The sequence below is a fragment of the Novosphingobium sp. FW305-C-111 genome, from assembly GCF_058783565.1.
Genome location: NZ_JBYSYP010000007.1, coordinates 186,888 through 212,354 on the forward strand (window position 1 = coordinate 186,888; position 25,467 = coordinate 212,354).

At 63.1% G+C, this 25,467-nt stretch carries 20 protein-coding genes; 9 read left to right on the forward strand and 11 right to left on the reverse strand.

Going from position 1 to position 25,467, the window contains the following annotated elements; translation table 11 throughout:
- Positions 1-188: 188 nt before the first annotated feature.
- Complete coding sequence (locus tag AC3WLD_RS10480) at positions 189-1,526, reverse strand: glycosyltransferase family 4 protein (protein WP_492556900.1); 1,338 nt, start codon at positions 1,524-1,526, stop codon at positions 189-191.
- Positions 1,527-2,199: 673 nt separating this feature from the next.
- On the opposite strand from AC3WLD_RS10480, the gene AC3WLD_RS10485 reads away from it, so the two are divergent.
- Both AC3WLD_RS10485 and AC3WLD_RS10490 read left to right on the forward strand, forming a co-directional pair.
- Positions 2,200-3,915 carry a cation:proton antiporter domain-containing protein gene (locus AC3WLD_RS10485; protein WP_492556901.1) on the forward strand — a complete coding sequence of 572 codons (1,716 nt, stop codon included), beginning with the start codon at positions 2,200-2,202 and terminating at the stop codon, positions 3,913-3,915.
- 349 nt (positions 3,916-4,264) lie between these two features.
- Positions 4,265-7,120 (forward strand): M16 family metallopeptidase, encoded by a 2,856-nt coding sequence (locus AC3WLD_RS10490; protein ID WP_492556919.1) that lies wholly within the window; start codon positions 4,265-4,267, stop codon positions 7,118-7,120.
- A 151-nt stretch (positions 7,121-7,271) separates the two neighbouring features.
- Here the strand turns inward: AC3WLD_RS10490 and AC3WLD_RS10495 are convergent, their stop codons facing one another.
- The 6 genes from AC3WLD_RS10495 to groES form a co-directional block, all read right to left on the reverse strand.
- Positions 7,272-8,801, reverse strand: coding sequence for a phosphomannomutase (locus AC3WLD_RS10495; RefSeq protein ID WP_492556902.1), 1,530 nt, complete (start codon positions 8,799-8,801; stop codon positions 7,272-7,274).
- A complete protein-coding gene (locus AC3WLD_RS10500) occupies positions 8,794-10,140 on the reverse strand; it encodes a glycoside hydrolase family 130 protein (protein ID WP_492556903.1) in 1,347 nt (448 codons plus the stop codon). Before AC3WLD_RS10500 ends, AC3WLD_RS10495 begins: the two co-directional genes overlap by 8 nt.
- The gene (locus AC3WLD_RS10505; RefSeq protein WP_492556904.1) at positions 10,131-12,443 is read right to left on the reverse strand and encodes a glycosyltransferase family 4 protein; all 2,313 of its coding nucleotides are present in this window, start codon (positions 12,441-12,443) and stop codon (positions 10,131-10,133) included. The genes AC3WLD_RS10500 and AC3WLD_RS10505 overlap by 10 nt, the downstream gene beginning before the upstream one ends.
- A gap of 7 nt (positions 12,444-12,450) precedes the next feature.
- Complete coding sequence (locus tag AC3WLD_RS10510) at positions 12,451-13,269, reverse strand: class I mannose-6-phosphate isomerase (protein ID WP_492556905.1); 819 nt, start codon at positions 13,267-13,269, stop codon at positions 12,451-12,453.
- Positions 13,270-13,524: 255 nt separating this feature from the next.
- Complete coding sequence (groL, locus tag AC3WLD_RS10515; RefSeq protein ID WP_492556906.1) at positions 13,525-15,144, reverse strand: chaperonin GroEL; 1,620 nt, start codon at positions 15,142-15,144, stop codon at positions 13,525-13,527.
- 47 nt (positions 15,145-15,191) lie between these two features.
- Positions 15,192-15,506 (reverse strand): co-chaperone GroES, encoded by a 315-nt coding sequence (groES, locus tag AC3WLD_RS10520; protein ID WP_060977726.1) that lies wholly within the window; start codon positions 15,504-15,506, stop codon positions 15,192-15,194.
- A gap of 267 nt (positions 15,507-15,773) precedes the next feature.
- Between groES and AC3WLD_RS10525 the strand changes: the two genes are divergently transcribed.
- The 7 genes from AC3WLD_RS10525 (at position 15,774) to ftsH (ending at position 21,170) form a co-directional block, all read left to right on the forward strand.
- Positions 15,774-16,010, forward strand: a complete 237-nt coding sequence (locus AC3WLD_RS10525) for a hypothetical protein (protein WP_060977727.1) — start codon at positions 15,774-15,776, stop codon at positions 16,008-16,010.
- Between the two features lie 14 nt (positions 16,011-16,024).
- A complete protein-coding gene (locus tag AC3WLD_RS10530; protein WP_492556920.1) occupies positions 16,025-16,276 on the forward strand; it encodes an usg protein in 252 nt (83 codons plus the stop codon).
- A gap of 51 nt (positions 16,277-16,327) precedes the next feature.
- Entirely contained in the window at positions 16,328-16,735 is a 408-nt protein-coding gene (locus AC3WLD_RS10535; protein ID WP_492556907.1) for a hypothetical protein, read from the forward strand.
- A 279-nt stretch (positions 16,736-17,014) separates the two neighbouring features.
- The gene (locus AC3WLD_RS10540) at positions 17,015-17,407 is read left to right on the forward strand and encodes a hypothetical protein (protein WP_492556908.1); all 393 of its coding nucleotides are present in this window, start codon (positions 17,015-17,017) and stop codon (positions 17,405-17,407) included.
- A 224-nt stretch (positions 17,408-17,631) separates the two neighbouring features.
- The gene (locus tag AC3WLD_RS10545) at positions 17,632-18,099 is read left to right on the forward strand and encodes an Hsp20 family protein (RefSeq protein WP_492556909.1); all 468 of its coding nucleotides are present in this window, start codon (positions 17,632-17,634) and stop codon (positions 18,097-18,099) included.
- 193 nt (positions 18,100-18,292) lie between these two features.
- The gene (locus AC3WLD_RS10550; RefSeq protein ID WP_060977729.1) at positions 18,293-19,300 is read left to right on the forward strand and encodes a TerC/Alx family metal homeostasis membrane protein; all 1,008 of its coding nucleotides are present in this window, start codon (positions 18,293-18,295) and stop codon (positions 19,298-19,300) included.
- Position 19,301: 1 nt separating this feature from the next.
- A complete protein-coding gene (ftsH, locus tag AC3WLD_RS10555; RefSeq protein ID WP_492556910.1) occupies positions 19,302-21,170 on the forward strand; it encodes an ATP-dependent zinc metalloprotease FtsH in 1,869 nt (622 codons plus the stop codon).
- A 63-nt stretch (positions 21,171-21,233) separates the two neighbouring features.
- Here the strand turns inward: ftsH and AC3WLD_RS10560 are convergent, their stop codons facing one another.
- The 4 genes from AC3WLD_RS10560 to AC3WLD_RS10575 all read right to left on the reverse strand — a co-directional run bounded on the left by AC3WLD_RS10560 (position 21,234) and on the right by AC3WLD_RS10575 (position 25,244).
- Positions 21,234-22,175 (reverse strand): lipid kinase, encoded by a 942-nt coding sequence (locus AC3WLD_RS10560; protein WP_492556911.1) that lies wholly within the window; start codon positions 22,173-22,175, stop codon positions 21,234-21,236.
- Positions 22,176-22,235: 60 nt separating this feature from the next.
- On the reverse strand, positions 22,236-22,877 hold the full coding sequence (locus tag AC3WLD_RS10565) for an NAD(P)H-dependent oxidoreductase (RefSeq protein ID WP_492556912.1): 642 nt from the start codon (positions 22,875-22,877) through the stop codon (positions 22,236-22,238).
- 348 nt (positions 22,878-23,225) lie between these two features.
- On the reverse strand, positions 23,226-24,167 hold the full coding sequence (locus tag AC3WLD_RS10570; RefSeq protein WP_492556913.1) for a 1-phosphofructokinase family hexose kinase: 942 nt from the start codon (positions 24,165-24,167) through the stop codon (positions 23,226-23,228).
- A 3-nt stretch (positions 24,168-24,170) separates the two neighbouring features.
- Complete coding sequence (locus tag AC3WLD_RS10575) at positions 24,171-25,244, reverse strand: glycoside hydrolase family 130 protein (protein WP_492556914.1); 1,074 nt, start codon at positions 25,242-25,244, stop codon at positions 24,171-24,173.
- Between the last annotated feature and the right edge of the window lie 223 nt (positions 25,245-25,467).

The window sequence follows — 25,467 nt, forward strand, 5'->3', positions numbered from 1 at the left end:
CCCTCTATGTCCCGCCGGACCCGGATCTCGGCATCCGGCGAAATTGAGTTAGGTGGGGAGTAACTCCCTTCAAGAGGATCGGATTGAAAATTTTGAGCTGGGGGCTGCGCCGCAGAGCGTTCAACGGGTTCTATTTCATCGAGCACGGCGTGACGAACGCCGTGTGACACAGATGTAATATGGCGCCATCAGCCCGCAGGAATGATCTGTGGCTCCTGTCCGGCAATTAGGGACGGTCTGCCCACAGCCTGGATCATCGTCGACATTGCCGCCTCGGCCACTCGCCGCCAAGTCGCCTGCCTGCCGCGCGCATAGGCTCGCCGCGACAGCTCGCGAAATCGAGTTTCGTTACTCAGCACGTCGGTCACGGTCCGAGCCAAGCTGGCTGCATCGCCAAAGTCGATAAGGAGACCAGCCCCTCCCGAAAGAATCTCTCGGGCGTGAACATAGGGTGTGGAAACAACCACCTTGCCGAGCCCGACGGCATAGGCGAGCGTGCCCGAAGTGATCTGGTCCGGATTTGTGTAGGGCGTGACGTATATGTCCGAGGCCTGGAGATAGTCGACAAGCCGATCGTCTTCGACATAGCGATCGATGAACTCCACGTGCTTCTCGATTCCGTGTTGCTTCACCATGTCCTGAAGCCGGCGACGATAGGTTTCGCCTTCGGCCGCAATGAGATTGGGGTGCGTGGCCCCGAGCACAACGTAAAGCACGTCGGGTACTTCGCGAGCGATTGCCGGAAGCGCCAAGATCATGAGTTCGATTCCTTTGCTTGGTGCAAGCAGTCCGAAACTCAGGATGACAGTCCGACCAGCCCAGCCAAAAGCCTGCTTCCATGGCGCGGATCGTGTGAGCGGGCGATCGGGAACGCCGTGCGGGATCACATGGATGGACCTGGAGTTGACGCCGTAAGCCTCGGCAAGGATGCGCCGCCCTTGCTCAACCATGACGATCGAGGCGGAAACACGCTGCAGCAGCGCGGCAGTAACGCGGCGTTGGCTGGCGTCCGGCCGTTCGAGCACGGTGTGGAGCGTTGCTATTACCGGAAGGCGAACACGTTCGAGAAGGGCGAGGAGGTGCTCGCCGGCCGGTCCGCCAAAGATGCCATACTCGTGCTGCACCCACAGGAGGCTTGCGCCACTGGCGTTGATGCGGTCTGCTGCGAACAAATAGTCCTCAGCGGCGTCTTCCCGCAGTTCGAACGAAACCGGGGGCACGCTCGCGCCGCTCGCATTTTTTGCCATAGCATAGATATCGACCTGCAGATCGGGAAAGGCCTGCTGCAACGCATTGGCCGTGTCGGCAGTGAAGGTCGCGATGCCGCACCGGCGGGGAGGGTAGTTCCCAAGCAGAGCGATATGGTCGATGTTGGTTTGCGGCGCCGCTGCTCGTCGCGCGGCGCCGACTGCGGGGAGGGTGACCCGATCTTTCGAGCCGGTCTGCAGCGCGACCAACGCGGCGGCAGCACCGCCAGGGGGTGGATGCATCGGCATTCTCCCTTTGCGAGAGAACGTGCGGATCACCCTAGCGCTTCGTCTCGCTGCGGCCGCTACACCGGAAAGCAAGCGGCAAAGGGCGAGTCATAGGGGCAATTTATGGAACGGCGCTGATCTATCTCAGCCACAAAAATTGTCAGCAGGCGTAGATTGACTCAACGAGTCGACCACCCAGATAATTTCCACCGGAGTGGCAGCCAGATGGCGGAGTTGGGCCAGTCCAGGTCTTGGCGCGTTCGGCAGGCACCGGCGGACAGCTGCTCATTGCCCGCGCCGGAAGCGCGTAGCACGTGCTGGCAGCCCGGCTCCGCCGATGGTGCAATAGACTTTAGGCCACACGGCTCGCGGGCTGCACTGACCCCCCGCCTACCTGCGAGCCGTCGCGCCGGGCAGCGTGGTGCTGACGATTCTCGCGTCGTGCTGCCCGGCGCACTGGGTTCCGCCTCGCGATTGGATCGGCGAGGCGCCATCGGCGTGGGTTGCCGACACCGTGCGGTTGCCAGTTTTCCACCTTGAGTCCAAGCCAACGAGGCGGGCCGCCGAGTGCCCGCATGCACCCTGCGTTCGGACGGGCTGAAGATGAGCGGTGAGACGGAGTGCTTTCCAGCACCCGATTTTCGTAATTGGCTCCCATGCGGGTGAAAATCACGTCGGCAGCATTACATGCACCGGCTCCTGCTTTGACTGCCGCCGATTTGCCATGAACGACGCACTTGTTCAGACATTCTTCCTGATTGGGGCAGCATTCCTCGCTGTTGCCCTGCTGGCTAGGCTGCGCTTGTCTCCGATCGTCGGATACTTGGCCGCCGGCCTTGTGTTGGGGCCTTATGGCGCTGCCGCCGTTTCTGACGGTGAAGGTACCCATCTGTTCGGCGAACTTGGCGTCGCCCTGCTGATGTTCGTAATTGGCCTCGAGTTCTCGATGCCGCGTCTCATTGCCGCCGGCGGGGCCATGTTGCGGCTTGGAGCGGGGACGGTCGGCCTGACTACGGCTGCAATCGCCGCGGTAGCCCATCTGCTGCTGGCAATCCCCATCGGCCAAGCCGCACTCATCGGCGGCGCGATCGCGATGTCCTCGACCGCCATCATTCAGAAGCATCTCGTCGACCATGATGAGGTATCCAGTCGTCACGGTGTGGCGAGCACGGCCATAGTGCTGTTCGAGGACCTGATCGCGCTTGTGATTCTCGCGTTGATCGCGGCGCTTCATACCGGTGGGGAAGGCAAGCCTGAGCTGGCGAGCGTTCTTCTGCGGATGGGCGTCAGCTTCGTCGCATTTGCCGGTGTTGCGCTGTTGGCGCGGCGCACATTGGGCCGCCTGATCGAGGCGGTGGCGCGGTCGAGACTGAACGAAGCGTTCCTACTTGGAGTGCTGACGCTGATTCTAGGCGCTTCATTGACCGCCCAATGGATTGGGCTGTCGTTACCGATCGGCGCCTTTGTCGTAGGCATGATCGTGGGCGAGAGCGACTTTCGCCATCAGCTCGAAGACGAAATTCGTCCCTTTCGCGACCTTTTCGTTGGCATTTTCTTCATCACCGTTGGGATGTCGGTGGACTGGTCGCAAATCCTTGCGCGGCCTGGCACCACGGCGGGTATTTTGATCGGAATCGTCGCAATCAAGCTTCTCGTGGTGTTCGCTGTTGCGCGCTCCTCAGCAATGGGAAGTCGCAGCGCGATCAAGACCGGCTTTCTGCTCGCACATTCCGGCGAACTTGGCCTGTTGATCATAGGGCGGTCGCTGGAATCAGCCATACTGCCGCCAGAGGTGGGTCAGCCGGTTCTCGGCGCGATCGCAGCCAGCATGCTGCTTGGCCCAATCTTCGCCCAATTCAGCGATCGGCTCGCTTCGATCTCGCCGACGGCGGCTTTGCGCGACCGGACAGCGCAGCAGGAAGCCTCGATCCGCGCATCGAGCGACTATCTCGATGGCCACGTGATCCTAGCCGGATGCGGCCCTGTGGGACGACTTGTGGCGATTACCTTAGAGGCAAGCGAGGTTGCGTATATTGCGATCGAGCGCGATATCGAACGTCTTCGACGCGCGCAGAACGACGGCCACAAGGTCGTATTCGGCGACGCTACTCGGGCGGGTATCTTGAAAGCGGCCGGCATCGAGCGAGCAGCTGCGATCGTGATCCTGATCAACAACTGGCACCGCTCTGTTCGGCTGATAAGGGAGGCCAAGCATCTGAACCCCAACATCCAGGTGATCGCGAGCCTTCGCGACGACACCCATCTCGGCGCGTTGGCGCAGGCCGGTGCCTCCCATGTTTTTCCGGAGAATTATGCCGCCGGGCTCGGGCTGGCAGCACAGGCGCTCATCTCGATTGGCGTGTCCCCAGGAGAGGCGATGGACAGGATTCGATCCATCCGCGCCGAACTCACCCCCGAACTCCGTCTGTTGCCGACCTGACCGACGGAGCCGGGATCGCAGGGGTCTCGTTAGGAGCAATCGACATTCAGCGTAGCCAGATCATGGCTGCGGCGAGGTAGATGAATGCGAGGGAGTGAATGGCCCGGCGATCGAAGCGTGTGGCGAAGCGACGGAAGTGTTTGAGTTTGTTGAAGCATCGTTCGACGCGGTTCCGATAGCGATAGGCGACGATGTCACGTCCCTCGACGTGAGAAGAGGTGCGGAACCTCTTCCGTGCCCGAAAGCCTGACTTATATTCGAATTCGATCCCTGCGAAGCGCAGCGGCTTCTGCGCTCGCGATCCAGACACGCAAGAGACCCCATGCGCCTATTGCTGATGGTACTGTCGATGATTCCCGCTCTGTTTGCCGCTGCTGGCGCGACTTGTATCGCCGAGGCTCGCGAAGCGCCGCGTCCGGCCACTGCCAGCTCCCCTCCCGCTACGGTCTCCAATCTGGTGAGTAAGGTCGACATTCCTTATAGCCAGTTCACCCTTGCGAACGGCTTGCGGGTTCTCGTGCATGAGGACCGCAAAGCTCCGATCGTGGCGGTGTCGGTCTGGTACAACGTCGGCTCCAAGGACGAGCCGCCCGGCCGGACGGGATTCGCGCATTTGTTCGAACATTTGATGTTCAACGGCTCGGAGAACGCGCCGGGCGACTACTTCGAGCCTCTGCGCGAGGTGGGGGCGACAGACTTCAATGGGACTACCTGGTTCGACCGCACGAACTATTTTCAGACGGTACCTCGACCCGCGCTCGAGCGTGTGCTCTTCTTGGAGAGCGACCGCATGGGTCATCTCGTGGGCGCCGTCAGCCAGCAAACGCTCACCAATCAGGTCGGCGTCGTTCAGAATGAGAAGCGGCAAGGCGACAACCAGCCGTTCGGGCTGGTCGAGTATGCGCAGCTTGCCGCCCTGTTTCCTGAAGGCCATCCTTACCGTCACGCCACAATCGGCTCGATGGCCGACCTCGACGCAGCCACACTTGAGGACGTGAGGTCATGGTTCCACGCCAAGTATGGGCCGAACAACGCCGTGCTCGTGCTCGCCGGCGACATTTCCGCGACCGAGGCCCGGCCGCTCGTGGAGAAGTATTTTGGGCATATTCCCCGCGGGCCCGGAAATCGCCCCGCCATGGCATCGGTGCCGACGCTACCGGCGCCCGTGTCCGAAGTGATGAAGGACCGGGTTGCCAACACTCGGCTGTACCGGAACTGGGCCGTTCCGGGCCTGCTCGACTCCGAGAGCGTAGCCTTGACGGTCGCCGCCGGTGTCCTCGGTGGCCTGTCGAGCTCTCGCCTCGACAACGAGCTCGTGCGCAAGGACCAGACGGCGGTGCGGGTGTCGGCCGAGAACCAGTCCTTTCACCGGATCGGAATCTTCGAGGTGAAGGTCGACGTGAAGCCTGGGGCGGACGCCGACGCGGCCGCACGGCGCCTGGACGCGATCATCGCCGAGCTGATCGCCAAGGGGCCGACCGTGGATGAGGTCCGGCGGGTCGTGATGACAGAAGTCGCAGGGCGCATCCGGGGTCTCGAGCAGGTTGGCGGGTTTGGCGGCAAGGCCACGGCGCTCGCGGAGGGAGTGCTCTACACGGGGGATCCCGAGTTCTACCGCAAGCGGCTCCTCGCACTTGGCAGCGTGACGCCTGCCGATGTCCAGCGGGTCCTGCAAAAGTGGCTCACGCGCCCGGTCTATGCGCTTTCCGTCATGCCTGGGGAACGGGGACCTTACGAAGAGGCTGCTGCCGCGCGCGCGGGCGAGCCCACAACCTCTCGCCAGCCCTCCGCTCACGGTTCCGGCAGGGCCGTTACTCCCGCGTCGGCGGCTTCGACGGCCCGGAGTGTACACGAGCTTCCCCCCGTCGGTCAAATCGCTGACCTTGATTTCCCGGAGGTGGAGCGGGCGCGCCTCTCGAACGGCATCGAGGTGGTTTACGCTCGGCGCGAGACCCTGCCGGCGATCCGCCTGGCCGCCGAGTTCAACGCCGGGGTCGCGGCCGACCTGGCCAGCGCTCCCGGAACTCAGCTCTTGATGCTTCGCCTGCTCCCGGAAGGCACGACCAGCCGCAGCTCGGTGCAGATCGCCGAGGAACAGGAGCGGCTCGGCGCTGAAATACGGCCCGCGGTGTCGCGGGATCGTTCGGCGGTGCTGATGACTGCGATGACGCCGAACCTTAGGCCGTCGCTGGACCTCTTCGCGGACATCATACGCAACCCGGCCTTCGCGCCTGCAGAGGTAGAGCGCCTGCGAGCCCAGCAGCTCGCCCTGATCGCCGAGGAGCTCACCCAGCCGGCAGGGTTGGCGCGGCGCGCGCTTCCGCCGCTCATATACGGTCCGGAGCATCCCTATGGACATCCGCCTTCCGGCACGGGGCGTCCAGCATCGATCAAGTCCGTGCGACGTGAGGACCTGATCCGAGGCCATCAGACCTGGATCCGACCCGATACGGTGACATTCTTTGCCGTCGGCGACATCCCGCTCCCGAGCTTGGTCGCGGAGCTGGAGCGCCGCTTCGGTGACTGGCGCGCGCCATCCATGCCCAAAGGGGAGAAGCGCTTCGCCATCGAGCCTCCTGCAGGGAAAGCCCGGATCGTTCTGCTTGACCGGCCGCAATCGCCGCAGTCCTACATCTATGCCGGCCAGGTGCTTCCCGTCCGCGGCAGCGACGACACGCTGGATCTCAGGGCTGTCAACGAGGTTCTAGGGGGCAATTTCCTGTCCCGCATCAACATGGACCTGAGGGAAACCAAAGGCTGGTCCTACGGCGCCCAGAGCAACATCGATCTTCTTGAGGACCGATCGAGCCTACTGCTGATCGCCCCAGTCCAGGCAGACAAGACCGGACCCGCCGTGCAGGCCTTGATGGATCATGTCCGCGAGCTGGTAGGCGGCAAGGGGATCACACCAGTCGAGCTGCAACAGGTGATCAACGCCAACACGCGCCAGCTTGCCGGCCAGTTCGAGACCTCCGCGGCCGTCCTCGGCGCGCTGCGAAGCAATGCTCTCTATCGCCGGCCGGACGATTACTGGGAAACGGTCGCGGGCCGCTATCGCGCCATGTCCGCGCAGCAGCTCGATGCGGCGGCGCGCGCCGCGATCGACCTCGCCCGGATCGTCTGGGTGGTCGTGGGCGACGCTTCCAAGCTCCGGGACCAGTTCACGGTACTTGGGTTGCCGGTAGAGCTCGTCCAGCCGGAATAGGTCTGTGCCGAAGCACCGCCGGCGATCCGCGTCGCCGATCTAATAATGTCCGAGCGGAGGTCGCGGGCGCGCCCTTCCGCGAGCAGCTTAGTTCGCGAACGCCACGCGTACTGCGCGGCGCCCATCCAGCCTACGAAATGGCGGCCGTGCATTAGGGAACGGTCTCCTCTCCCGCAAGCTCGACGCCAACCAGGAGTTCATCTCGCACGAGCGCAAGACAGCATTTATTGAGATCCTCCGCGGCAGCAGCAGTCGGAGCTTCGGTGTAGCAGCGCAGCTCTGGCGCGTTGCCTGACGCGCGCAGATGGATCACGACCTGGCGATCGAAGGTCACGCGCAGACCATCGGTCGTATCGATCGCGATCGGGCGGCCTGCAAGTGTGCCAAAGTAGCCCTCGAGCCGGGCAAGCCGATCCTTGGTGGACCCCTCCAGGAGCCTCGCCATCATACGACCGCTTTGCTCTGGCGGCACGTCTGAAAGACGGTCGCTGAAGGTTGCGCGAGGCGGCAGTGAGGAGACAAGCCCTGCGACACCGCCGTTACGGGCGCTTGCAAGGACAGCCAGGATGGGGAGGAGCGCGTCGCGCGTCGGCAGCGCCTCCAGGTGCGCCGAACCCCTTACAACTGGACTGCCGAGAATAACCCCTCCATTCGCCTCGTAGCCGCAGATGATCGCGCCGGGCTGGGCCTGCGCTTCCTCTTCCATCGCGGCGATCACGTAAGGGGAGCCGATCCGCGTCCGGCGAACCTTGGGAAAGGCACCGCAAAGCTCGACTGCGGTGTTGCTGCTGACAGGCGTTACGACACAGTTTGCCCCGAGCGCGCGGGCGCAGAGGAGGGCGGTAATGTCGCCCCGGAGCCAAGCGCCTTTGTCGTCGGCGAGAAGGGGGCGGTCCGAATCCCCATCAGTCGAGGCAATGGCGTCGACGGCATGAGCCTGCGCCCAGTCTCGCGCCAGCGCCATGTCCTCAGGGCGAATGGCCTCTGTATCTACCGGCACGAACTCGTCGGAGCGGCCGAAGGGAATGACGGTGCTCCCCAGAGCCTCGAGAGCTTCAACGACGATGTCTCGGCCGACCGCGGAATGCTGGTACACTCCCACGGTCAATCCGCGCAGGGCGTCTGGTCCGAAGAAGCGCGCATAGCGATCGAGATAGTCTGTCGCTACGTCGACTGCAGCCGGCAAAGCGGCGGCGTCACGCAGAGCGCCTGCGGCGTCGAACTGGTCAGGGCTCAGGGCCACCGTCTGGGCGAGGATGCCAGCCTCGTCCGACTTCAGCACCTCGCAATGCGGTCGGTAGAACTTGATGCCGTTCCGGTCGGCAGGGATGTGACTCCCTGTAACCATCAGCGAGGGAATCTGCTGCAGGAAGGCGTAATAGGCGAGTGCGGGAGTTGGCACATGGCCGCAAAACACCACCTCACCCCCAGCTTCATGCACGGCCGCAGCGCAGGCGCGCAGAATCCGCGGCGTGCTTGGCCGCAAGTCGCCGGCGATCGCGACGCGGGTTCCGCTGGAGAATTCGCCGATCGTGCGAAGATATTGCAGAAAGGCGCTCGTGTAGGCGAAACAGAGCCGGTCGGTCATGGCCGAGACAAGCCCCCGAACGCCGCTGGTGCCGAAGGGCACGCCGCTTACCGCCATGAGCTCGCGGACCGATGCACGCTGCAGGTCAGGCATCGCAATCCTCCTCGATATCTCCGTGCCGAGCAGTTGGGTCTGCCGGGCCAGCACCTGGCGGAGCAAGTGATGCGAGCAATGCGCGGACATCGATCGTGGCGAAATGGACCGACTTGTCGGCGACGCCATAGGGCATGAGGATCCGGTCCTCGTGGGCGAGGGCACCGCAGGTATAGACCACGTTGGGGACATAGCCCCTGCCGCGGGCCTCGCCAGGAGAGAGGATCGGCACTGGGGATCGGCCGATGATCCGAGTGGGATCATCCTTGTCGAGGAGCATCGCGCCGATCGAGTACTTGCGCATGGGGCCCACGCCGTGGGTCAGAACCAACCAGCCTTCGTCAAGCTCGATCGGGGAACCGCAGTTGCCGATCTGCACGAGTTCCCAGCTATATTCGGGCCTGGCGATGAGTTCGCTGGTCTCCCACCGGTAGAGATCGGGGGAGCGGAGCAGGAACAGGTTCTCATTGTCCTGCCGCCCGATCATCAGGAAATCTCCGCCCAACTTGCGCGGAAAAAGCGCCATGCCCTTGTTCCGGGCGGCATCGCCCCTCAGCGGCCGCAGATCGAACGTATCGAAGTCGCGGGTCGAGAGCAACTCGGACGCGACCGCATCTCCACTATAGGCGGTATAGGTGCCATAGTAGCAGGCTTCGCCGTGCTCGGATGTGAAGCGCACAAGCCGTAGATCTTCGAGTCCCTTCCCTTGGGCTGGCGTCGAGGGGAAGAGCACCATCTCGTCGAGACTGGTGTTGCGCGTGCGACGCCGAAAGCGAACGGCGCCATCGGTGCCGCTGTCGGGCTTGGCGGCGAATGCGAACTTGGCCTCGGGCAGCAGTTGCGGCGTGCCGTCGGCGCTCAGTATGCCTTCACGAAAGCTGATCGAAGAATAGTGCCCTTCCCCAACGCCCCGCAGCGACAGCACGAAGCGGAGGTCGCCCGGCTTTAACCCGGACTGGTCCGGGTGAGGCACTATACTGGGGTTCATCAGGGCGGCAGCCTCAAACGCATATTCGTGGCAGAAATAGGCGCCAATCAGCTCTCGCTGCGCGGGGATCAGCTCATCATTCAGGCCGATCTCCCGCGCGACCTGCTCGTACCGGTCCTCGAAGACCGACCGGAGCTCGCGGTGCCTGTCGCCAAAGTCGCCGAGAAGCAGCGAAAGCTCGGCCTCGACGCTGCGCCTATCGAGGGAGCGCACACCCGCGACAATCCGCTCGGCGCGGTGATTGCGCACGGGATCGAGGCCGTTCGGCTCGGGCGCGATTTGCAGCGGACGCACCACCACGCGCTCTTCGTTGGGGAGAAGCTGCAGGGGAAGCGATCGGATCAGCTGCATGCTGCGGCCTCGACGCTGCCATTGCCCGCCACTGCGCTTCGGCCGAGCTCGCCGCAATTTGCGGCGCGGAGGCGCCGGGCAGCAAGCGCGGCGAACTGAAAGGCCAGTATGGACTCCGCACCTTGGTTGAGATTGACCCGATCAATCTGCAAGCCGTCATAGCATCCGCCATCGGGGGTGGCGAGGCGCAGGCCGAGATCGTTGCTTCCCAGATACCAGGCGAAGGCCCTCTCAGCCTCCTCGAGCCAGTGCTCGTTGCCGGTGGCGGCGTAGGCCGCAGCACAGGCATCCATGGTCGCCCAAGCTTCGAGCGGCTGCTGGTCGAACGGTTTGGGACTGAGATAGCGATGTCCGAAGCTATCCGTGCCGACAGGACGGAAGTGACCCGCTGGCGCGGTTTGACACCGCACAAGCCATGTAAGTGCGGCGAGCGCCTCGTCGCGCATGTCCTGGCGTTCGAAGGTCGCCCCCGCGCGCAGCAGCGCTTCCGGGAGCCGCGCATTGTCATAGGCCAGCACGGGTTCGAACCACACCCAGCCGTCGCGGCGCTCGGCCCGCAGGCGCTCGAGAAGGCGGTTGGAGAATGTCTCAAGCAGCCGGCGTGCGGGACGGTGTCCTGGATAGACGGCAAGCCAATCGGCAAGTCCCAACACCGCAAAGGCCTCGGCGCGGGGGCTCTCAAGAAAGCTGCTCTCGGCCATGACCTTGTCGGCGAGCGCTGTCGCCCAAAGCTTCAGGCCGTGATCGCGGGTAACGCGGACCGTTCGGCCGAGGGCCCAGAGACCGCGGCCGAAGCTGTCCTGCGATCCTTCTGTTTCGAGCCAGTGCCGGTCATAGTCCATGAAGTTGCGGAAGCGCCCCGCTGCCTCGTCCCAGGCATAGTCGACGAAGGAGGCGTATATCTTCGCCAGATCGGCGGGCCTGCTGTCGACAAGGCCTTCCGCGTCGAAGTCGGCGGCTAGCATGAGGGCGCGAGCGTTGTCGTCGAGACAGTAGCCATGGCGCCGGTCGGCAACGGTCGAGCGGCTGTGTTGGAGCATTCCGCAGCCATCCGTCATGCGCGCGACGGCGGACATGGTGGGCTCGGGCGGTGGCGGCGCGGCGGTGCGCAGGCGAACCGGTCCCTCCTCGTCGCGTTGGCCGAGCCGCGCTTGCGCGAACAAGCCGAGATAGCTCTGGGCCACGACAGGCCAGGTCATCGACCGTCCCGCCTGATAGGCATTGCGCCGCAGTCTGTCGCGCCGCCGGCTGTCGGTGAGCAAGCTGCCCACTGCCTCGGCAAGAGCATCGGGCGAAGCAAAGGGCACGAGCTCGCCCCGCTCGCCTGCCAGGAGCTCCTGCGCATGCCAATAGGGCGTCGAGACCACAGCCTTGCCGAGGCCGACACTGTAGGCGAGCGTGCCGCTGGTGATCTGCGCTTCCGAGAGATAGGGGGTGACGTAGATATCCGAGGCCGACAGCCATGCCTGGAGGGTCGGCGCGTCAACGAATTCGTTGACGAAGCGGACATGGTCTTCAAGGCCGAGCTTGCGGACCTGCGCCTCGAGGTCCTCTCGGTAAGCCTCGCCTTCGCGCGCGAGCAGGTGAGGGTGGGTTGCGCCCAGGACGACATAGACGAGATCGGGGTGACGGCGCACCAGCTTTGGGAGCGCCGCGATCATCATCTCGATCCCCTTGCCCGGCGATAGAAGCCCGAAGGTCAGCGCAACCTTTCGCCCCTCGAGCCCGAAGCTGTGCTTCTCGAAGGCCGGGTCGAGGAAGGGCAAGTCAGGGATGCCGTGCGGAATGACTGCGATCTTGTCTTTTGCGACGCCCATGTCGCGCGTGAGAATGTCGCGGCCCATCTCGGTCATGACGACGAGGCGCGAGGAAGCATCGGCAAGGGCGCTCATGACCCGGCGCTGGTCGGCGTTTCCCGCGGTGAGTACCGTGTGCAGCGTCGTGACAACCGGCGCACGGAGCCGTTCGACCAGACCTAGAACATGATCGCCGGCAGGCCCGCCGAAAATTCCGAACTCGTGCTGAAGGCAGACGACATCGGGATTGAGCGCGTTGATGTGCTCTGCCGCCGCGACATAGCCCTGCGGGTCGTCCTGCGCGATCTCGTAGCCCACTTCGCCCGGATAGCTGTGCTGCGCGCCGGGATCGGTCATGGCGACGGTAGAGAGCGCAAGCCCCGGGTCGGCCGTTCGAAGGGCCGAGTGCAGGTCGGCGGTGAAGGTCGCGAGGCCGCAGCGCCGCGGCGGGAAGTTTCCGATCAGCCCGACATGGCGGACGGGCGGGGCGATGACATCGGGGCCCATGGTGGCACTACTCCGTTGATGTTGGCCGCGGCGGGCGCGGTTCGGCGATGAATAGATGCATGGGTGCATCGGCGGTGATTGTAAGAGCGCCGTCGGCAAGCCAGCATTGGCCCGCATTCACCGCTCGGCCGGCAAGCGTACCTTCGCCCGTCAGGACTGCGAGCGCCGCGCCTTCGGTGTTCAATTCTATTTTCTCGCCAGCATCGAGGCGCAGCGGTGCGAGTGAAAAGGGCGCCTCGGGCCCCGGCATCGCGGCGATCGGCTGCGGCTCGGTGATTGCCTCGGCCAAGCCCTGCTCGAGATGGAGCTCGCGCGGCCGGCCATAATCGAACAGGCGATAGGTGACGTCGCTGTCTTCCTGGATCTCGAGAATGGTGAGGCCGGGACCCAGAGCATGGATCGTGCCCGCCTCGATATAGAAGTTGTCGCCGGTTCGGGGTTCTATCCGGTTCAGGAGGTCGGGGAGCGATCCCGCCCGGGCGGCGGCGGCGAGCTCGTCGCGCGTGCAAGGCCGTGACACGCCAAGGTCGATGTAAGCGCCTGGCCGCGCGTCGATGACGTGCCACCATTCGTGTTTGCGGCGTCTGGTGCGCGGATGAACCTGGACCGACAAGGGTTCGGCCGTGTGGAGCCATTTGATGATGAGATTGTGGCCGTTGGCCCGGTAAATGATCTCGCCGAGCGGCAGCGCCTCTGGCGGAGCATCGGGGATATCCGTGCGACCCCAAGGTTTGGCGACGTAGGTCGGTTCCAAACGCTCGGTCCAGCTCCAGGGCCGATCCGCGTCCCCACTTGTCGGGGCGCGGGCATCCGGTTCCTTCAGCATTGAGCGCTCCAGATCGGTTGGGCGTTCAAGCGCTTGCTGGCGCGGCAGGCGACAGGGCGGCACGGGTCAGCGCCTGAATCGCCCGAGAGCATGACTGGAGTGATTTGCGACATGGACAAGACCCTTGAGTTCGAGGCGCGCAGCGGCACGTACCGGCCGAGGGCCGGCGAGGATGATACTCCGGCGCGTTGAAACGAAGCTGTGACCGGGACTGGAAAGAGGCGGGACCCCTTCGGAGCCCCGCCTCTATGACGGTCAGTAGTCCATCGCCGGCATTGGGGCCGCCTTTTCGTCCTTGGGAAGCTCGGCCACGAGCGCTTCGGTCGTGATGAGCAGCGAGGCGACAGAGGCGGCGTCCTGCAAGGCCGTGCGCACCACCTTGGCCGGATCGATCACGCCGGACTTCACCAGATCCTCATACTCGCCGCTCGCGGCGTTGAAGCCCCAGTTGTAGTCGTCGTTCTCCAGGAGCTTTGCGACCACGTAAGAGCCGTTCTCGCCGGCGTTGTCGACGATCTGCCGCGCCGGTGCACGCAGAGCCCGGCGAATGATATCGATGCCGGACTGCTGGTCGTCGTTCCCGGCCTTGACCCCGTCGAGCGCCTTCAAGGCGCGCAGGAGAGCAATGCCACCGCCAGGAAGGATGCCTTCCTCCACCGCGGCACGCGTGGCGTGGAGCGCATCATCGACGCGATCCTTCTTCTCCTTGACCTCGATCTCGGTCGCTCCGCCGACGCGGATGACCGCGACGCCGCCCGCGAGCTTGGCCACGCGCTCCTGCAGCTTCTCGCGGTCGTAGTCGCTCGTGGTCGTCTCGATCTGCGCGCGGATCTGCGCGATACGCGCGTCGATGTCACTGCGCGCACCGGCACCGTCGACGATGGTCGTGTTGTCCTTGTCGATGATGACCTTCTTCGCGCGGCCCAGCATGCCGAGGGTGACGTTCTCGAGCTTGGTGCCGAGCTCTTCGGAGACGACATTCCCGGCGGTGAGAACCGCGATGTCCTCGAGCATGGCCTTGCGGCGATCACCGAAGCCTGGCGCCTTGACGGCCGCGACCTTGAGGCCGCCGCGCAGCTTGTTGACGACGAGCGTCGCGAGCGCCTCGCCTTCGACATCCTCGGCGATGATGAGGAGCGGCCGACCCGACTGCACCACCTGCTCGAGAAGCGGGATCATCGCCTGCAGGTTCGACAGCTTCTTCTCGTGGATGAGAATGTACGGGTCTTCGAGCTCGACCTTCAGCTTCTCCGCATTAGTGACGAAGTAGGGCGAGAGATAGCCGCGGTCGAACTGCATGCCTTCGACGGTCTCGAGCTCGGTCGCGAGGCTCTTGGCTTCCTCGACAGTGATCACGCCTTCGTTGCCGACTTTCTCCATCGCCTCGGCAAGGATCCGGCCCACTTCTTCATCGCCATTGGCGGAGATGGTGGCGACCTGGGCGATCTCTCCGTTGGAGCTGATCGTCTTTGCGTGCGACTGGAGGTCCTGCACCACGGCCTTGACGCCCATGTCGATGCCGCGCTTGATGTCCATGGGGTTCATGCCCGCGCCAACCGCCTTGGCGCCTTCGCGCACGATCGCCTGTGCGAGCACCGTTGCCGTGGTCGTGCCGTCGCCCGCCAAGTCGTTCTGCTTGGACGCGACTTCGCGCAGCAGCTGGGCGCCCATGTTCTCGAACTTGTCTGCGAGTTCGATTTCCTTGGCAACGGTGACGCCGTCCTTGGTGATGCGCGGCGCGCCGAAGCTCTTCTCGAGCACTACGTTCCGTCCCTTGGGACCGAGCGTCACCTTCACTGCATTGGCCAGCGTATCCACGCCGCGCAGCATGCGATCGCGCGCGTCCGACGCAAATTTCACTTCCTTGGCAGCCATTTCTCATACCTCCTTTCTTGAGATTGCTGATGTTGAGATTACGACGGTCAGGCCGCCTGCTTGAGTTCCGCGCGAGCCTCGATCACCCCGAGGATGTCGCTCTCCTTCATGATGAGCAGATCCTCGCCTTCGATCTTGACCTCGGTTCCCGACCATTTGCCGAACAGCACGCGGTCGCCGGCTTTGACGGTGAGCTCGACGAGCTTGCCGGTTTCATCGCGCGCGCCGGGGCCAACGGCGACGATTTCGCCTTCCTGCGGCTTTTCCTTGGCAGTGTCCGGAATGATGATGCCGCCCGAAGTCTTTTCTTCAGCTTCGATGCGGCGGACGACCACACGGTCGTGCAAGGGGCGGAAATGCATGCATAACCTCCAGTGCAAAACAAAATGTGATGGCCCTGTGGTCTCGAAAGAGCGCACAGGCGCATTTCAGCTAAGTAGGTCGATTTTCACCTTCAAGAGGTCTGAAGCGATTTTTTGGCACTCACACGATACGAGTGACAGGCGCCTGCCTTGCCAAAGGGTTACCGACCAAAAATCCTCTTGACGAAGGCCGAACCGTTACCAAAATTTCCGGGAGTGCTCTGCGGCACTCAGACAGAATGCGACACAATGAAAGGAGGCACGGCCATGTCGCAGCCCTTTTCCCGCTTTCTTCATCCTTTTGACGTTGCGCGCCATCCCGACCTAGAGCCGGAGGTCAAGCGTGCGATCCTGGCATCGTGGGCGTCCGATCGAGCGGCGGTGAGGGATCATCCCGCACTGCGCAAGCCACCCGGCGTGAAGCGCGCGGTTCCGGTCGATGAGGTGCTTGCGGCGATGCGCACGCTCGACGAGAAGCCACAGCAAGGACGAACGCTGCAGTGAGCGACCGCGGCTTCATGGCTCGGCTGCAGGGCTACGGGCTGACGACGGCTGAAATTCATTACTACCGGCCCGACGCTCCGTCGCTCCTGCAGCTTTTTGTCTGGCAAGAGTATGACCTCGCCCCGGATTTTCCGGCGCTGTTCGATTTCCTCGACCATTGGCGGCGTGAGATCGAGGCCGCCTTGCATTCGGTCCGGATTGCGCACGATCGGTTGATCCGGCCCACGGAATGGCGAGCGGTTGATGGCGTCATTTCCATTCAGTGAGGCATGAGCGGATCGCCCAGCTCTGACGCGGGCGGAGGGAGCGGATCTTCGATGTCGCGCAGCGTTGGAACCAAATGGGTGGTGCCGAAACCGCTCTTCACGCTGTCGGCCGGTTACCTCGCTGTCGTCGGCCTGGCCTTGATGCTGGTTCCGCTGCAGTTCGGCCGCGGCGCCGTTCCGGCGGACGCTGCGCCCGAGCTGATAGCGCTCCTGCGTTTGTTGGGCGGCCCGTTCCTTGGAATTGCCGTGCTAAACTGGCTTTCCCGAGACGCTGATCTGAATTCAGTCCGGCCGATCGTGTTGGCGAATCTGGTCGGTTTCGGCGCGGTCGCCGCGAACGATGTGTGGGGCGTGGCAAGCGGCGAGGCTCGGGAGGTCGCGAAGCTTTTTCTCATCATCCATGTTCTTTTCGCCGCGGCCTTCTGCGCTCTTGATCTGCGCCGGCGGACCCCGCCCTGAGCAGCTGCGTGCCCGGAGCAGGCGCCAAACCCCCCGCACGGATCGTAACTGCTAAAGAGACTTTTTCGTAGCGGATCCGGGTCGGACTTTTGCAATGCCGCCGAGGTCTACTTTAGGCGCGATTGAGACCTTCATGAGGGTAGGACAGGGCTTGACCCCTGTGCAAGGACGGACGGTGGGCACGAGGAGAGATCGAATGCTGGATCACGTGTTGTTTAGACAATACTTGGCTCGTCAGCTGCGCATGCTCCGCGGATGCGCCCTACAAGGCTTATTGTTATGGCCGTGAAGCGCGGAATGGTCGAACGCTGGAAGTCCCGCCGCGGGCGGGGCGTGCAGCTGCGCCTCCCTTTTGACGACATCATGGAGTTTGCGATCGCGCTGCTATCGATCAGCCCGCAAGAGCTGGAGTTGCTGGGTTGGAGCTTCGCTGATCGCAAGCGGCTGCTCGACCATTTCCTCGCATCCGGCCGAGCGGCGCAAGAAACCGATCCCGAGGCTCTCGGAGCCACTCCGATCGAGCTGACCATCCCGCGCGCTGACCTGGAACGGCTGCGTCGCTTTGCGGTACGCGAGTTTCCCAAGGCCGCAAGCCATGCGGCCGTCGCTGAACGCGTTCTCCGCGCGATCGAGGCGGTGCCGGATCGGCGGAGAGGCAGTGAGGGCCGCTAGACGACCGGCGAGTTGGCCGATCGTCCGGTCACGAATCAATGGCCAGGTTGCCGATATGCGACAAGCGACGCCAATTTACCCTCGGCACGGCTTGAATCCGCCTTTCATCTTCCTAGTTCGCAGACTGCCCGGCTGCTGCGTTGGGGTCGGGCTGGACATGGAGGGCGCCGACTCTCAACTCCGGCGCGTCTCATGACCAAATTGCTTCAATGGAGGATTTGGAGATGAGAACAAATTTCGACTTCGCGCCATATCGGCGTTCTACTGTGGGCTTCGATCGGTTGTTCGACCTCCTCGAAAGCGGTGCTCGCGGGGATCCGCCTGAAGCCTACCCCGCTTTTGACCTCATCAGAGAGAGCGACGACAGCTTTTCGATCACGTTGGAGGTGGCCGGCTTCCGGCCCCAAGACATCGAAGTCGTTGCCCATCAGAACCAGCTTGTCGTGACAGGCCGCAAAGCGGAGGAACGGGGGCAGAGTCAGTATCTGCACCGGGGAATCAGCATTCGGCCGTTCGAGCGTAAGTTCCAGCTGGCCGATTTCGTTGAGGTACGCTCCGCATCGTTCGACAATGGGCTTCTGAAGATCGTCTTGCAGCGGGTCCTGCCCGAGGAGATGAAGCCGCGTCGGATCGAGATCGCAGCGGCAGGAGGCAACCCGTCGCCGAGGTCCGGCGATAGCAAGCCGAACTGATCGCTCTCTGCGATCGGCATCATTGCTGCGCTCTTGAGGGCGCCGCCGCCGGACCGGGCATGCCGACAAGCCTGCGGCGAATCTGAAATTGCCGCGCTGCAGCGCGTCCGCGGAATACTGGCGCGCCTGAAGGGCTGACCCGCTCAGCCGCGCAGCTAGTCGGACGCGCGTGAACAGGAAATCGAGTTGGGAGATGACGACGGATCTATTCGATTGGCTTTGGCTCGAAAGCATCGGGGGAGCACCGGCATGGGCTTGGCTGCTGTTTCTGGCGATTGTCCTCGGGCTGGTAGCGCTTGACCTTGGAGTTCTTCACCGCGGCGAGCGCACGATGGGAATCGCCGAGAGCTTGCGCACGAGCCTCCTCTACATTTTGGCGGCGCTGCTCTTCGGAGGGTGGATCTGGTACGCGTTCGGGTCCGAAGCGGGCGTTCTTTTCCTGACCGGCTATGTCATCGAGAAAAGCCTGTCCCTCGACAACATTTTCGTGATCTCCCTGATCTTCGGCTATCTTTCAATTCCGTCCGCGCTTCAGCACAGAGTGCTGTTCTGGGGTATTCTTGGCGTGCTGATCATGCGTGCGTTGCTCATCGGCGCGGGCACGGCACTGGTTCATGAGTTCGCTTGGCTTTTGCCGGTCTTCGGGATGCTGCTGGTCGTCGCTGCGATCAGGATGCTGATGCACGACGAAGCCGGTCCCTCGTTCAGCCAAGCGCGTATATTGTCGTTCTTGCGTCGGCATCTGCCGGTCACCGAGACGCTTCACGGGCGCGCGTTCCTCGTTCGGCTCCCTGATGAGCAAAGGACCGGGCGAACGAGGCTCTATGTGACGCCGCTCCTGCTCGCTCTCGTGCTGATCGAGTTCGCCGACGCGCTCTTCGCGCTCGAAAGCGTGCCGGCCATTCTGGCGGTCACGCAGGAGCCTTACCTTGTCTACACCTCGAACATCTTTGCTGTACTGGGTCTGCGGGCGCTCTACTTCGCGCTTGCCGCGACGGTGAGACGGCTCGCCTACCTCAAGCACACGCTAGCACTGGTCCTCATCTTCATTGGCGGCAAGATAATTGTCCAGCAGTTCGGCGTTCATGTTCCGCCGGTGCTTTCCCTCTGCGTCACCCTGCTCCTCCTGGCCGCCGGCATTCTCTACTCGTGGCGGGCGGCCGAACGTGCAGATGGCCAGCGCAATCAGAAGGAAGCCTGACATGGCGACACCCGAACTTCGCTCTCCAATGGATAAGCGATCGCGGTTCAACCTCTGGTATTGGATCGCAGCGTTCCTTTTGCTGCTCAGCTTCCAGTCGTGGTATGTCTCTTTCACGCAGATTGAGCCTGTACCCTATAGCGACTTTCAGAAGTACCTTCGCGAAGGCAAGCTCGAAGAAATTGCGGTGTCGGCAACCGACATCCGTGGGAAGCTGAAATCGCCGCTGCCGACCGGCGAACAATATTTCGTGACCACTAGGGTGGACACGGAGCTCGCGCGCGATCTCGACAAGTATGGTGTGCGATACGCGGGACGCATCCCCAGCACATTCATGCGCGACTTGCTGTCCTGGGTGCTCCCCGTCCTTCTGTTCGTCGGCATCTGGTACTGGCTGAGCCAGCGCGTTGCCGGCGGAAGCGGTTTGCTCGCAATCGGCAAAAGCCGAGCCAAGGTCTATGTCGAGGCGGACACCGGCGTCACGTTCGCGGACGTCGCCGGCGTCGACGAAGCCAAAACCGAGCTGTGCGAGATCGTCGACTTCCTGAAGGATCCCGGGGCTTATGGGCGGCTCGGTGGTCACATGCCCAAGGGTGTCCTGCTCGTCGGCCCTCCCGGTACCGGCAAGACGCTGTTGGCAAAGGCGGTCGCGGGCGAGGCCAAGGTACCATTCTTCTCGATCTCGGGCTCCGAATTCGTCGAGATGTTTGTGGGTGTAGGCGCGGCCAGGGTGCGCGACCTCTTCGAGCAGGCGCGGATCAAGGCGCCGTGCATCATCTTCATCGATGAGTTGGACGCGCTCGGCCGCGCGCGTGCGGCCGCCCCCTATGCCGGGGGGCACGACGAGAAGGAGCAGACGCTCAATCAGCTGCTGGTGGAAATGGACGGCTTTGATGCGAGCACGGGTGTCGTCATCCTGGCGGCAACCAACCGGCCGGAGATCCTAGATCCGGCGTTGCTGCGCGCGGGCCGCTTCGACCGCCAGGTGCTTGTCGACCGCCCCGACAAGAAGGGGCGCGTGCATATTCTGGCTGTGCATCTGAAGAAGGCGAAGCTTGCGCCAGACGTCGATCCTGAGCAGATCGCGGCGTTGACGCCTGGCTTCACCGGCGCCGACCTTGCCAATCTCGTCAACGAAGCGGCGCTTCTGGCGACGCGTCGGGGAGCAGACGCCGTCACCATGAAGGATTTCACTGAGGCCGTTGAGCGGATCGTTGCGGGTCTCGAGAAGCGCAATCGCCTGCTCATGCCCAAGGAGCGGGAGATCGTCGCGCATCACGAGCTGGGCCATGCGATCGTCGCGCTATCGCTTCCCGGGGTGGACCCGGTCCACAAGGTGTCCATCATTCCGAGGGGCATCGGCGCGCTCGGCTACACGATCCAGAGACCGACGGAGGATCGTTACCTGATGACGCGCGAAGAGCTGGAGAACAAGATGGCGGTCCTGCTGGGCGGGCGGGCTGCCGAGCATCTCATCTTCGGACACCTGTCGACCGGCGCCGCCGACGATCTGGTCAAGGCCACCGATATCGCGCGGGCAATCGTCACCCGCTACGGCATGTCGGAGCGCATCGGCCATGTCTCGTATGACCGAGACAGCAAGGGTTTTCTGCAGGCTGAGGCGGGGCTTCCGGTGCAAAGGCCAACAATGAGTGAGGCGGTGGCGGCCGAGGTGGATGCCGAAGTGCGGACCCTCGTGGACGCCGCTTTCGAGACGGCATCAAGCATCCTCAGGGAAAAGGAAAGCCGGCTGCGCGCCGCGGCGAAGCGGCTACTGGAGGTCGAAACGCTTGAGGAGGCAGAACTCGCAAGACTGATCGCGTCCGAGGCTCCAACGGAAAGGGCCCCTCAAGTCGCGTCGGTGAGCTGAGATCGTGGGAACGCAATCGATTAGTCGTCGTGGGTTGCCTCTGCAGGGAGGCACATCTGCGGGTTATCGTAATCCCTCTTGTGGGGGGCCACAGGACGTTCCCCCATAGAAGCCGGTCTGCTGCCTCTGCGGGATAAAAATTTCGATCGCGGATGGAATCACTTTGAAGGAAGCAGGCGTCGATGTCTTGATCTCGCCATCGAGGTTCACAGGTCGAGGCGTCTTCGTCCAGACATCGAAATGATCGCACCTCGCGCTTCGAACCTCGCGCCAGAGGCTGTGCCGTCCTGCCTTGAATAAGGGGTACATCGCGAGCAACTTCCAAAGACGGCGCAGTTCGAGCGAACAGAGATCGAGCGCTGCGTCATCGATCCGAGCCTCGTGATGAACGGCATTGCCGCCACCATAATATCGGCCGTTCCCTATTGCGATCTGCCAGGTGCGGACCCGTAGCGATACATCGTCGTGCGAGATGATGGCGCTGAAGGGCCGCGTTGCTCGAAGCGCCTTCACCGCCGCGAGCAAGTAGCTGAAGCGTCCGAAGCGGCGCTTCGTGTCACGCGTGAGGGCTCGTGCCAGATCCGTGCTGAGCCCAATGCTTGCCACGTTGAAGAAGAGGTGGCCATTAGCCTCGCCGATGTCCACGCGCGCCTTGCGACCCTCGAAAGGCAGCGCAACGCTATCCTTAACAGTGCCGTGGATACCGAGGGTGCGCGCCAGGTCATTCGCCGTGCCGGCCGGTAAAATCGCCATTGGTAGCTGGGTATCTAGCACCCCTTTCGCGGCGGCGTTCATGGTGCCGTCGCCGCCCGAGACCATGACGAAATCAGCACCGTCCGCGTGGTTTTCGATCCAGGGGCTCACCTCTTCGCAAGTCGCGCTGTCCAATCGGATCACCTCGCAGCCGCGTTCAAGGAGCCGCGCATTGGCAGCATCGCCCATCGCTCGCCCGGATCGGCTGAGGCTGTTGACGACGAGCAGCGTGCGAATGGGCAATCCGATCACGATGGGGATTGGGCGTGAGTGGAAGTGCAGGATCAGCGCTGAGCGTGCAAGCGCTGGGCGTCAATGCGAGCTGCGCGCTCGATCCCATCGCGCAGCGTTGGCGTCCGCGCAGACTTTGTCAGCCAATAGATTGACCTTCTCCAGCTCCACGGCTCCCTTCTCCTGCGACATCCCATCGGTGATGCCGTCGAGGTGCAGGCGATAGGCTTGTGGGACGCCAAGGACGTCGGCGAGGTAGCGATCGAACAAGGCATGCATTGCGCTTTGGACTCCTTTCTCGGCAAGCCAGCTGCTTGTCGTGGCAGAGGTCGAGATCTGAACCAACCGCGTGTTTCGCAAAGGTCGCTCGACAGGGCCGTCTCGGTTGAATGCGGTCGCGTTGCCGAGCACGCGCTCGAGATAGCCCTTCAGCATCGCGGGAGGTGCGCCGAACCACATTGGGTAGACCAGAACCACGACATCCGTGGCCTCGAGGCGCTCGCACTCAGCCACCAGTCCTTCAGGAGGCGCGTATCCAGGCTTGCCCGGGCGCTCGTTTATCTTGAGCACGGGATCAAAGCCTTCGCGGTAGAGGTCTTTCGCGGTGCAATTCTGGTGATGTTTGTGCGCTCGCTTCAACCATTGCTCAGCAACGCTTGCGCAGAAGCTGTCTGGATCGGGATGAGCAAGGATGATCTGTTGCTCGACTAGTGGCGGGGTCATTCTGTCACGCTCTCCTCAGGCGACACGCTGTGCAGCCTCCGAATGCAGTCTCCCGCTGCCCCACAGCTCATATCGCGGCGAAGGATGTTGCTGCACAGGGAAAAACGGACTTGTCGGCATCTAGTTTCAGAGAGGGCTAGGTTCGGCGCATCATCGGCGCGAAATATGACGAAGATCCGCAAGTCACTCGAAGAGGTGCCGAGGCAGGGCCCTCTTCTTACGCGATAGCTCCATTTCTCTCGTCGCCGGCATCCAAGCGGTCGATGAAGCCTTCGAACAGGGTGATGACGTTGGCCGCCGAAAGAGTAGTTTTGAAATCACGGGGATGAACGAATTCATCCTTTCTCGTCAGTCTTCTCCTTCTATCGGCGGCACGAGTTCGTAGAGGCGTTGAATTTCCGCAGGATGAGCGAGATCGTGCCCCGGGTTTAGCACCGCCGCCGCCCCGGCTGCGATGCCGAACCGGAACGCGTTCTCGACGGTCCATTCGCAGGTCAAAGCGAAGATCATGGCAGCAAGAAAGCTGTCGCCGGCGCCGACGGAGCTATTGGCAGGCACGTCCACAGCCGGCAGATGGTGGGAGCCCGCTGGCGTGGCCAGCAGGGCTCCTTCGTGGCCCATCGTGACCACGACATATCTAGATCGACCGGAACTCACGAGATCCATCGCGGCACAGGCGATCGCTCCCAGATCATTCAAATCGCGGCCGACGACTTGGCGCATTTCGCCGATGCTGGGCTTGATCAGGAAAAGGCCTCCGCGATCGACGGCACTCCGCAAGGCGGCACCGGAACTATCGAGGACAACGGGGATGTTTCGCTCCGCCATGATGTCAATGAGCCGCGCGTAGAAGTCGTCAGGCACGCCCGGCGGCAGCGATCCACTTGCCACCATGAACTGGCATTGCGCATGCAGCATCTCGTCGAGACAGGCTTGCCACTCCGCTGTCGTGAAGCTTGGACCGTCGGGAACGAAGCGGTGTTCCTTGCCGCTCGTTCGCTCGAGCATCGCGAAGCTGACCCGGGTCGTGCCCGTTATCGGTATGCGCTTGCGAACAAGCAGGTGCTGGTCGAGCAGCCCATCAAGCGCGGGACCCGTCGCCCCGCCCGAGGCATAATAGATCCGCGCCAGGCCTCCTAGTCTTACGAACACCCTCGCCACGTTTATGCCGCCACCACCCGGCGAATAGAATTCGGCGCTCGTACGCATCTTCCGCGTGTGGAAGAGTCGATCAACTTCGTAGGCAACATCAATTGTGGGGTTGAGGGTGAGCGTGCAAATTCCAGACATTGGCTAATCCAGCCTGGCCAGGAGCTGATCGAGGTCGATTGTCGCGAACGACGTGAAGGAGTCGGCAATTCCGTACGGCAGCAGCAGCGTGCGACGGTGGACCAGGCCGCCGCAGCTATAGACGACATTTGGTACGTAGCCGTCCCTTGCGTTCGGATCGGTGGCGATCAGCGGCGTGCGGGTGCGGCCCATCACGCGGGACGGATTGTCTTTGTCCAGAAGGCAGGCGCCGAGCGCATAATTTCTGACGGCACCCACTCCATGGAGCAGCACCAGCCAGCCTTCGCCAATTTCGATGGGTGAGCCGCAGTTACCGAGTTGCACGAACTCCCAGGGCCATTCTGGCGTGATAATCTTCAGCCCGTCGGCCCAATTGTAGAGATCGTTCGACCGGAGCAGCCAAATGCTCTCGTGATCCAGCCGCCCGAGCGCCGCGTAGTGGCCTCCGATCCGGCGCGGAAAGATGGCCATACCCTTGGTGTTGGGTACCGCTGTCCGCATGGCACTCAACTCGAAGGTGATGAAGTCGGTCGTCCGCAATAGCTCCTGCCGGACGCTGTCGCCGCCCACGGCCGTGTACGTCCCCAGATAGGCGGTGGAGCCGTTCTCGTCTTTGAAACGCACCAGGCGCAGGTCTTCCAATCCGTGCCGTTGTCGGTAGGTCACCGGGAAGATCACGAGAGACGAGAGATCGGTGCCGGCAGCCGCCGAGAGACGAACACCGGGATCGTCCGGCGTTCCACCGGGGATGGACTCGATCTGTGGTGCGACCGCATGATGATCGGGAGGATCGAGGGTAACTGCCGACCCGTCGAAGTGACCCGTGCGGAAAGTAATCGACGACAGGTGGCCCTCACCGACCGCGCGCAAGGACAGAATGAACCTCGTGGCTCCTGCGATCGTGGCAGGCTCCGGGTGCACGACGATGCTCGGGTTGAAGAGGGCCGCGGACTCGTAAGAATATTCGGCGCTCATGTAAGCGCCGATCAGCAGCGCTTGCTCCTCGCTGTGTTGGGGTGCCGTCGCAGCCGGCGGGCAGATCAGGTCATGATAGCGGCGTAGGAGGACCTGCCTCACGTTTGCGTGACGACCGGCAAGTATTGCAGTGACCCTGTCGAGCTCAGACCGGCATTGCTTCTGATCGAGCGTGACAATCCGGTTGATGATGCGGCCGATCCGGGACCTCTGGGAAGGGTCTGTCGCCGTCGGATCGTCGGCAGGAAGGGACTGTCAGGATTTCCGTGTGTGGCCGGGCATAATGGGCAACAAGGAGTCCCACTATGTCACGACGCAAAGAACC

Excerpts from the sequence above, each read along its gene's own strand:
- AC3WLD_RS10550 (WP_060977729.1), top strand. The coding sequence starts at position 18,293 with ATGACGACGGATCTATTCGATTGGCTTTGGCTCGAAAGCATCGGGGGA.
- AC3WLD_RS10500 (WP_492556903.1), bottom strand. The coding sequence starts at position 10,140 with ATGCAGCTGATCCGATCGCTTCCCCTGCAGCTTCTCCCCAACGAAGAG.
- AC3WLD_RS10490 (WP_492556919.1), top strand. The coding sequence starts at position 4,265 with ATGATTCCCGCTCTGTTTGCCGCTGCTGGCGCGACTTGTATCGCCGAG.
- groL (WP_492556906.1), bottom strand. The coding sequence starts at position 15,144 with ATGGCTGCCAAGGAAGTGAAATTTGCGTCGGACGCGCGCGATCGCATG.
- AC3WLD_RS10565 (WP_492556912.1), bottom strand. The coding sequence starts at position 22,877 with ATGACCCCGCCACTAGTCGAGCAACAGATCATCCTTGCTCATCCCGAT.
- AC3WLD_RS10510 (WP_492556905.1), bottom strand. The coding sequence starts at position 13,269 with ATGCTGAAGGAACCGGATGCCCGCGCCCCGACAAGTGGGGACGCGGAT.
- ftsH (WP_492556910.1), top strand. The coding sequence starts at position 19,302 with ATGGCGACACCCGAACTTCGCTCTCCAATGGATAAGCGATCGCGGTTC.
- AC3WLD_RS10525 (WP_060977727.1), top strand. The coding sequence starts at position 15,774 with ATGTCGCAGCCCTTTTCCCGCTTTCTTCATCCTTTTGACGTTGCGCGC.
- AC3WLD_RS10530 (WP_492556920.1), top strand. The coding sequence starts at position 16,025 with ATGGCTCGGCTGCAGGGCTACGGGCTGACGACGGCTGAAATTCATTAC.
- AC3WLD_RS10505 (WP_492556904.1), bottom strand. The coding sequence starts at position 12,443 with ATGGGCCCCGATGTCATCGCCCCGCCCGTCCGCCATGTCGGGCTGATC.
- AC3WLD_RS10540 (WP_492556908.1), top strand. The coding sequence starts at position 17,015 with ATGGCCGTGAAGCGCGGAATGGTCGAACGCTGGAAGTCCCGCCGCGGG.
- AC3WLD_RS10495 (WP_492556902.1), bottom strand. The coding sequence starts at position 8,801 with ATGCCTGACCTGCAGCGTGCATCGGTCCGCGAGCTCATGGCGGTAAGC.
- AC3WLD_RS10545 (WP_492556909.1), top strand. The coding sequence starts at position 17,632 with ATGAGAACAAATTTCGACTTCGCGCCATATCGGCGTTCTACTGTGGGC.
- AC3WLD_RS10485 (WP_492556901.1), top strand. The coding sequence starts at position 2,200 with ATGAACGACGCACTTGTTCAGACATTCTTCCTGATTGGGGCAGCATTC.
- AC3WLD_RS10570 (WP_492556913.1), bottom strand. The coding sequence starts at position 24,167 with ATGTCTGGAATTTGCACGCTCACCCTCAACCCCACAATTGATGTTGCC.
- groES (WP_060977726.1), bottom strand. The coding sequence starts at position 15,506 with ATGCATTTCCGCCCCTTGCACGACCGTGTGGTCGTCCGCCGCATCGAA.
- AC3WLD_RS10535 (WP_492556907.1), top strand. The coding sequence starts at position 16,328 with ATGTCGCGCAGCGTTGGAACCAAATGGGTGGTGCCGAAACCGCTCTTC.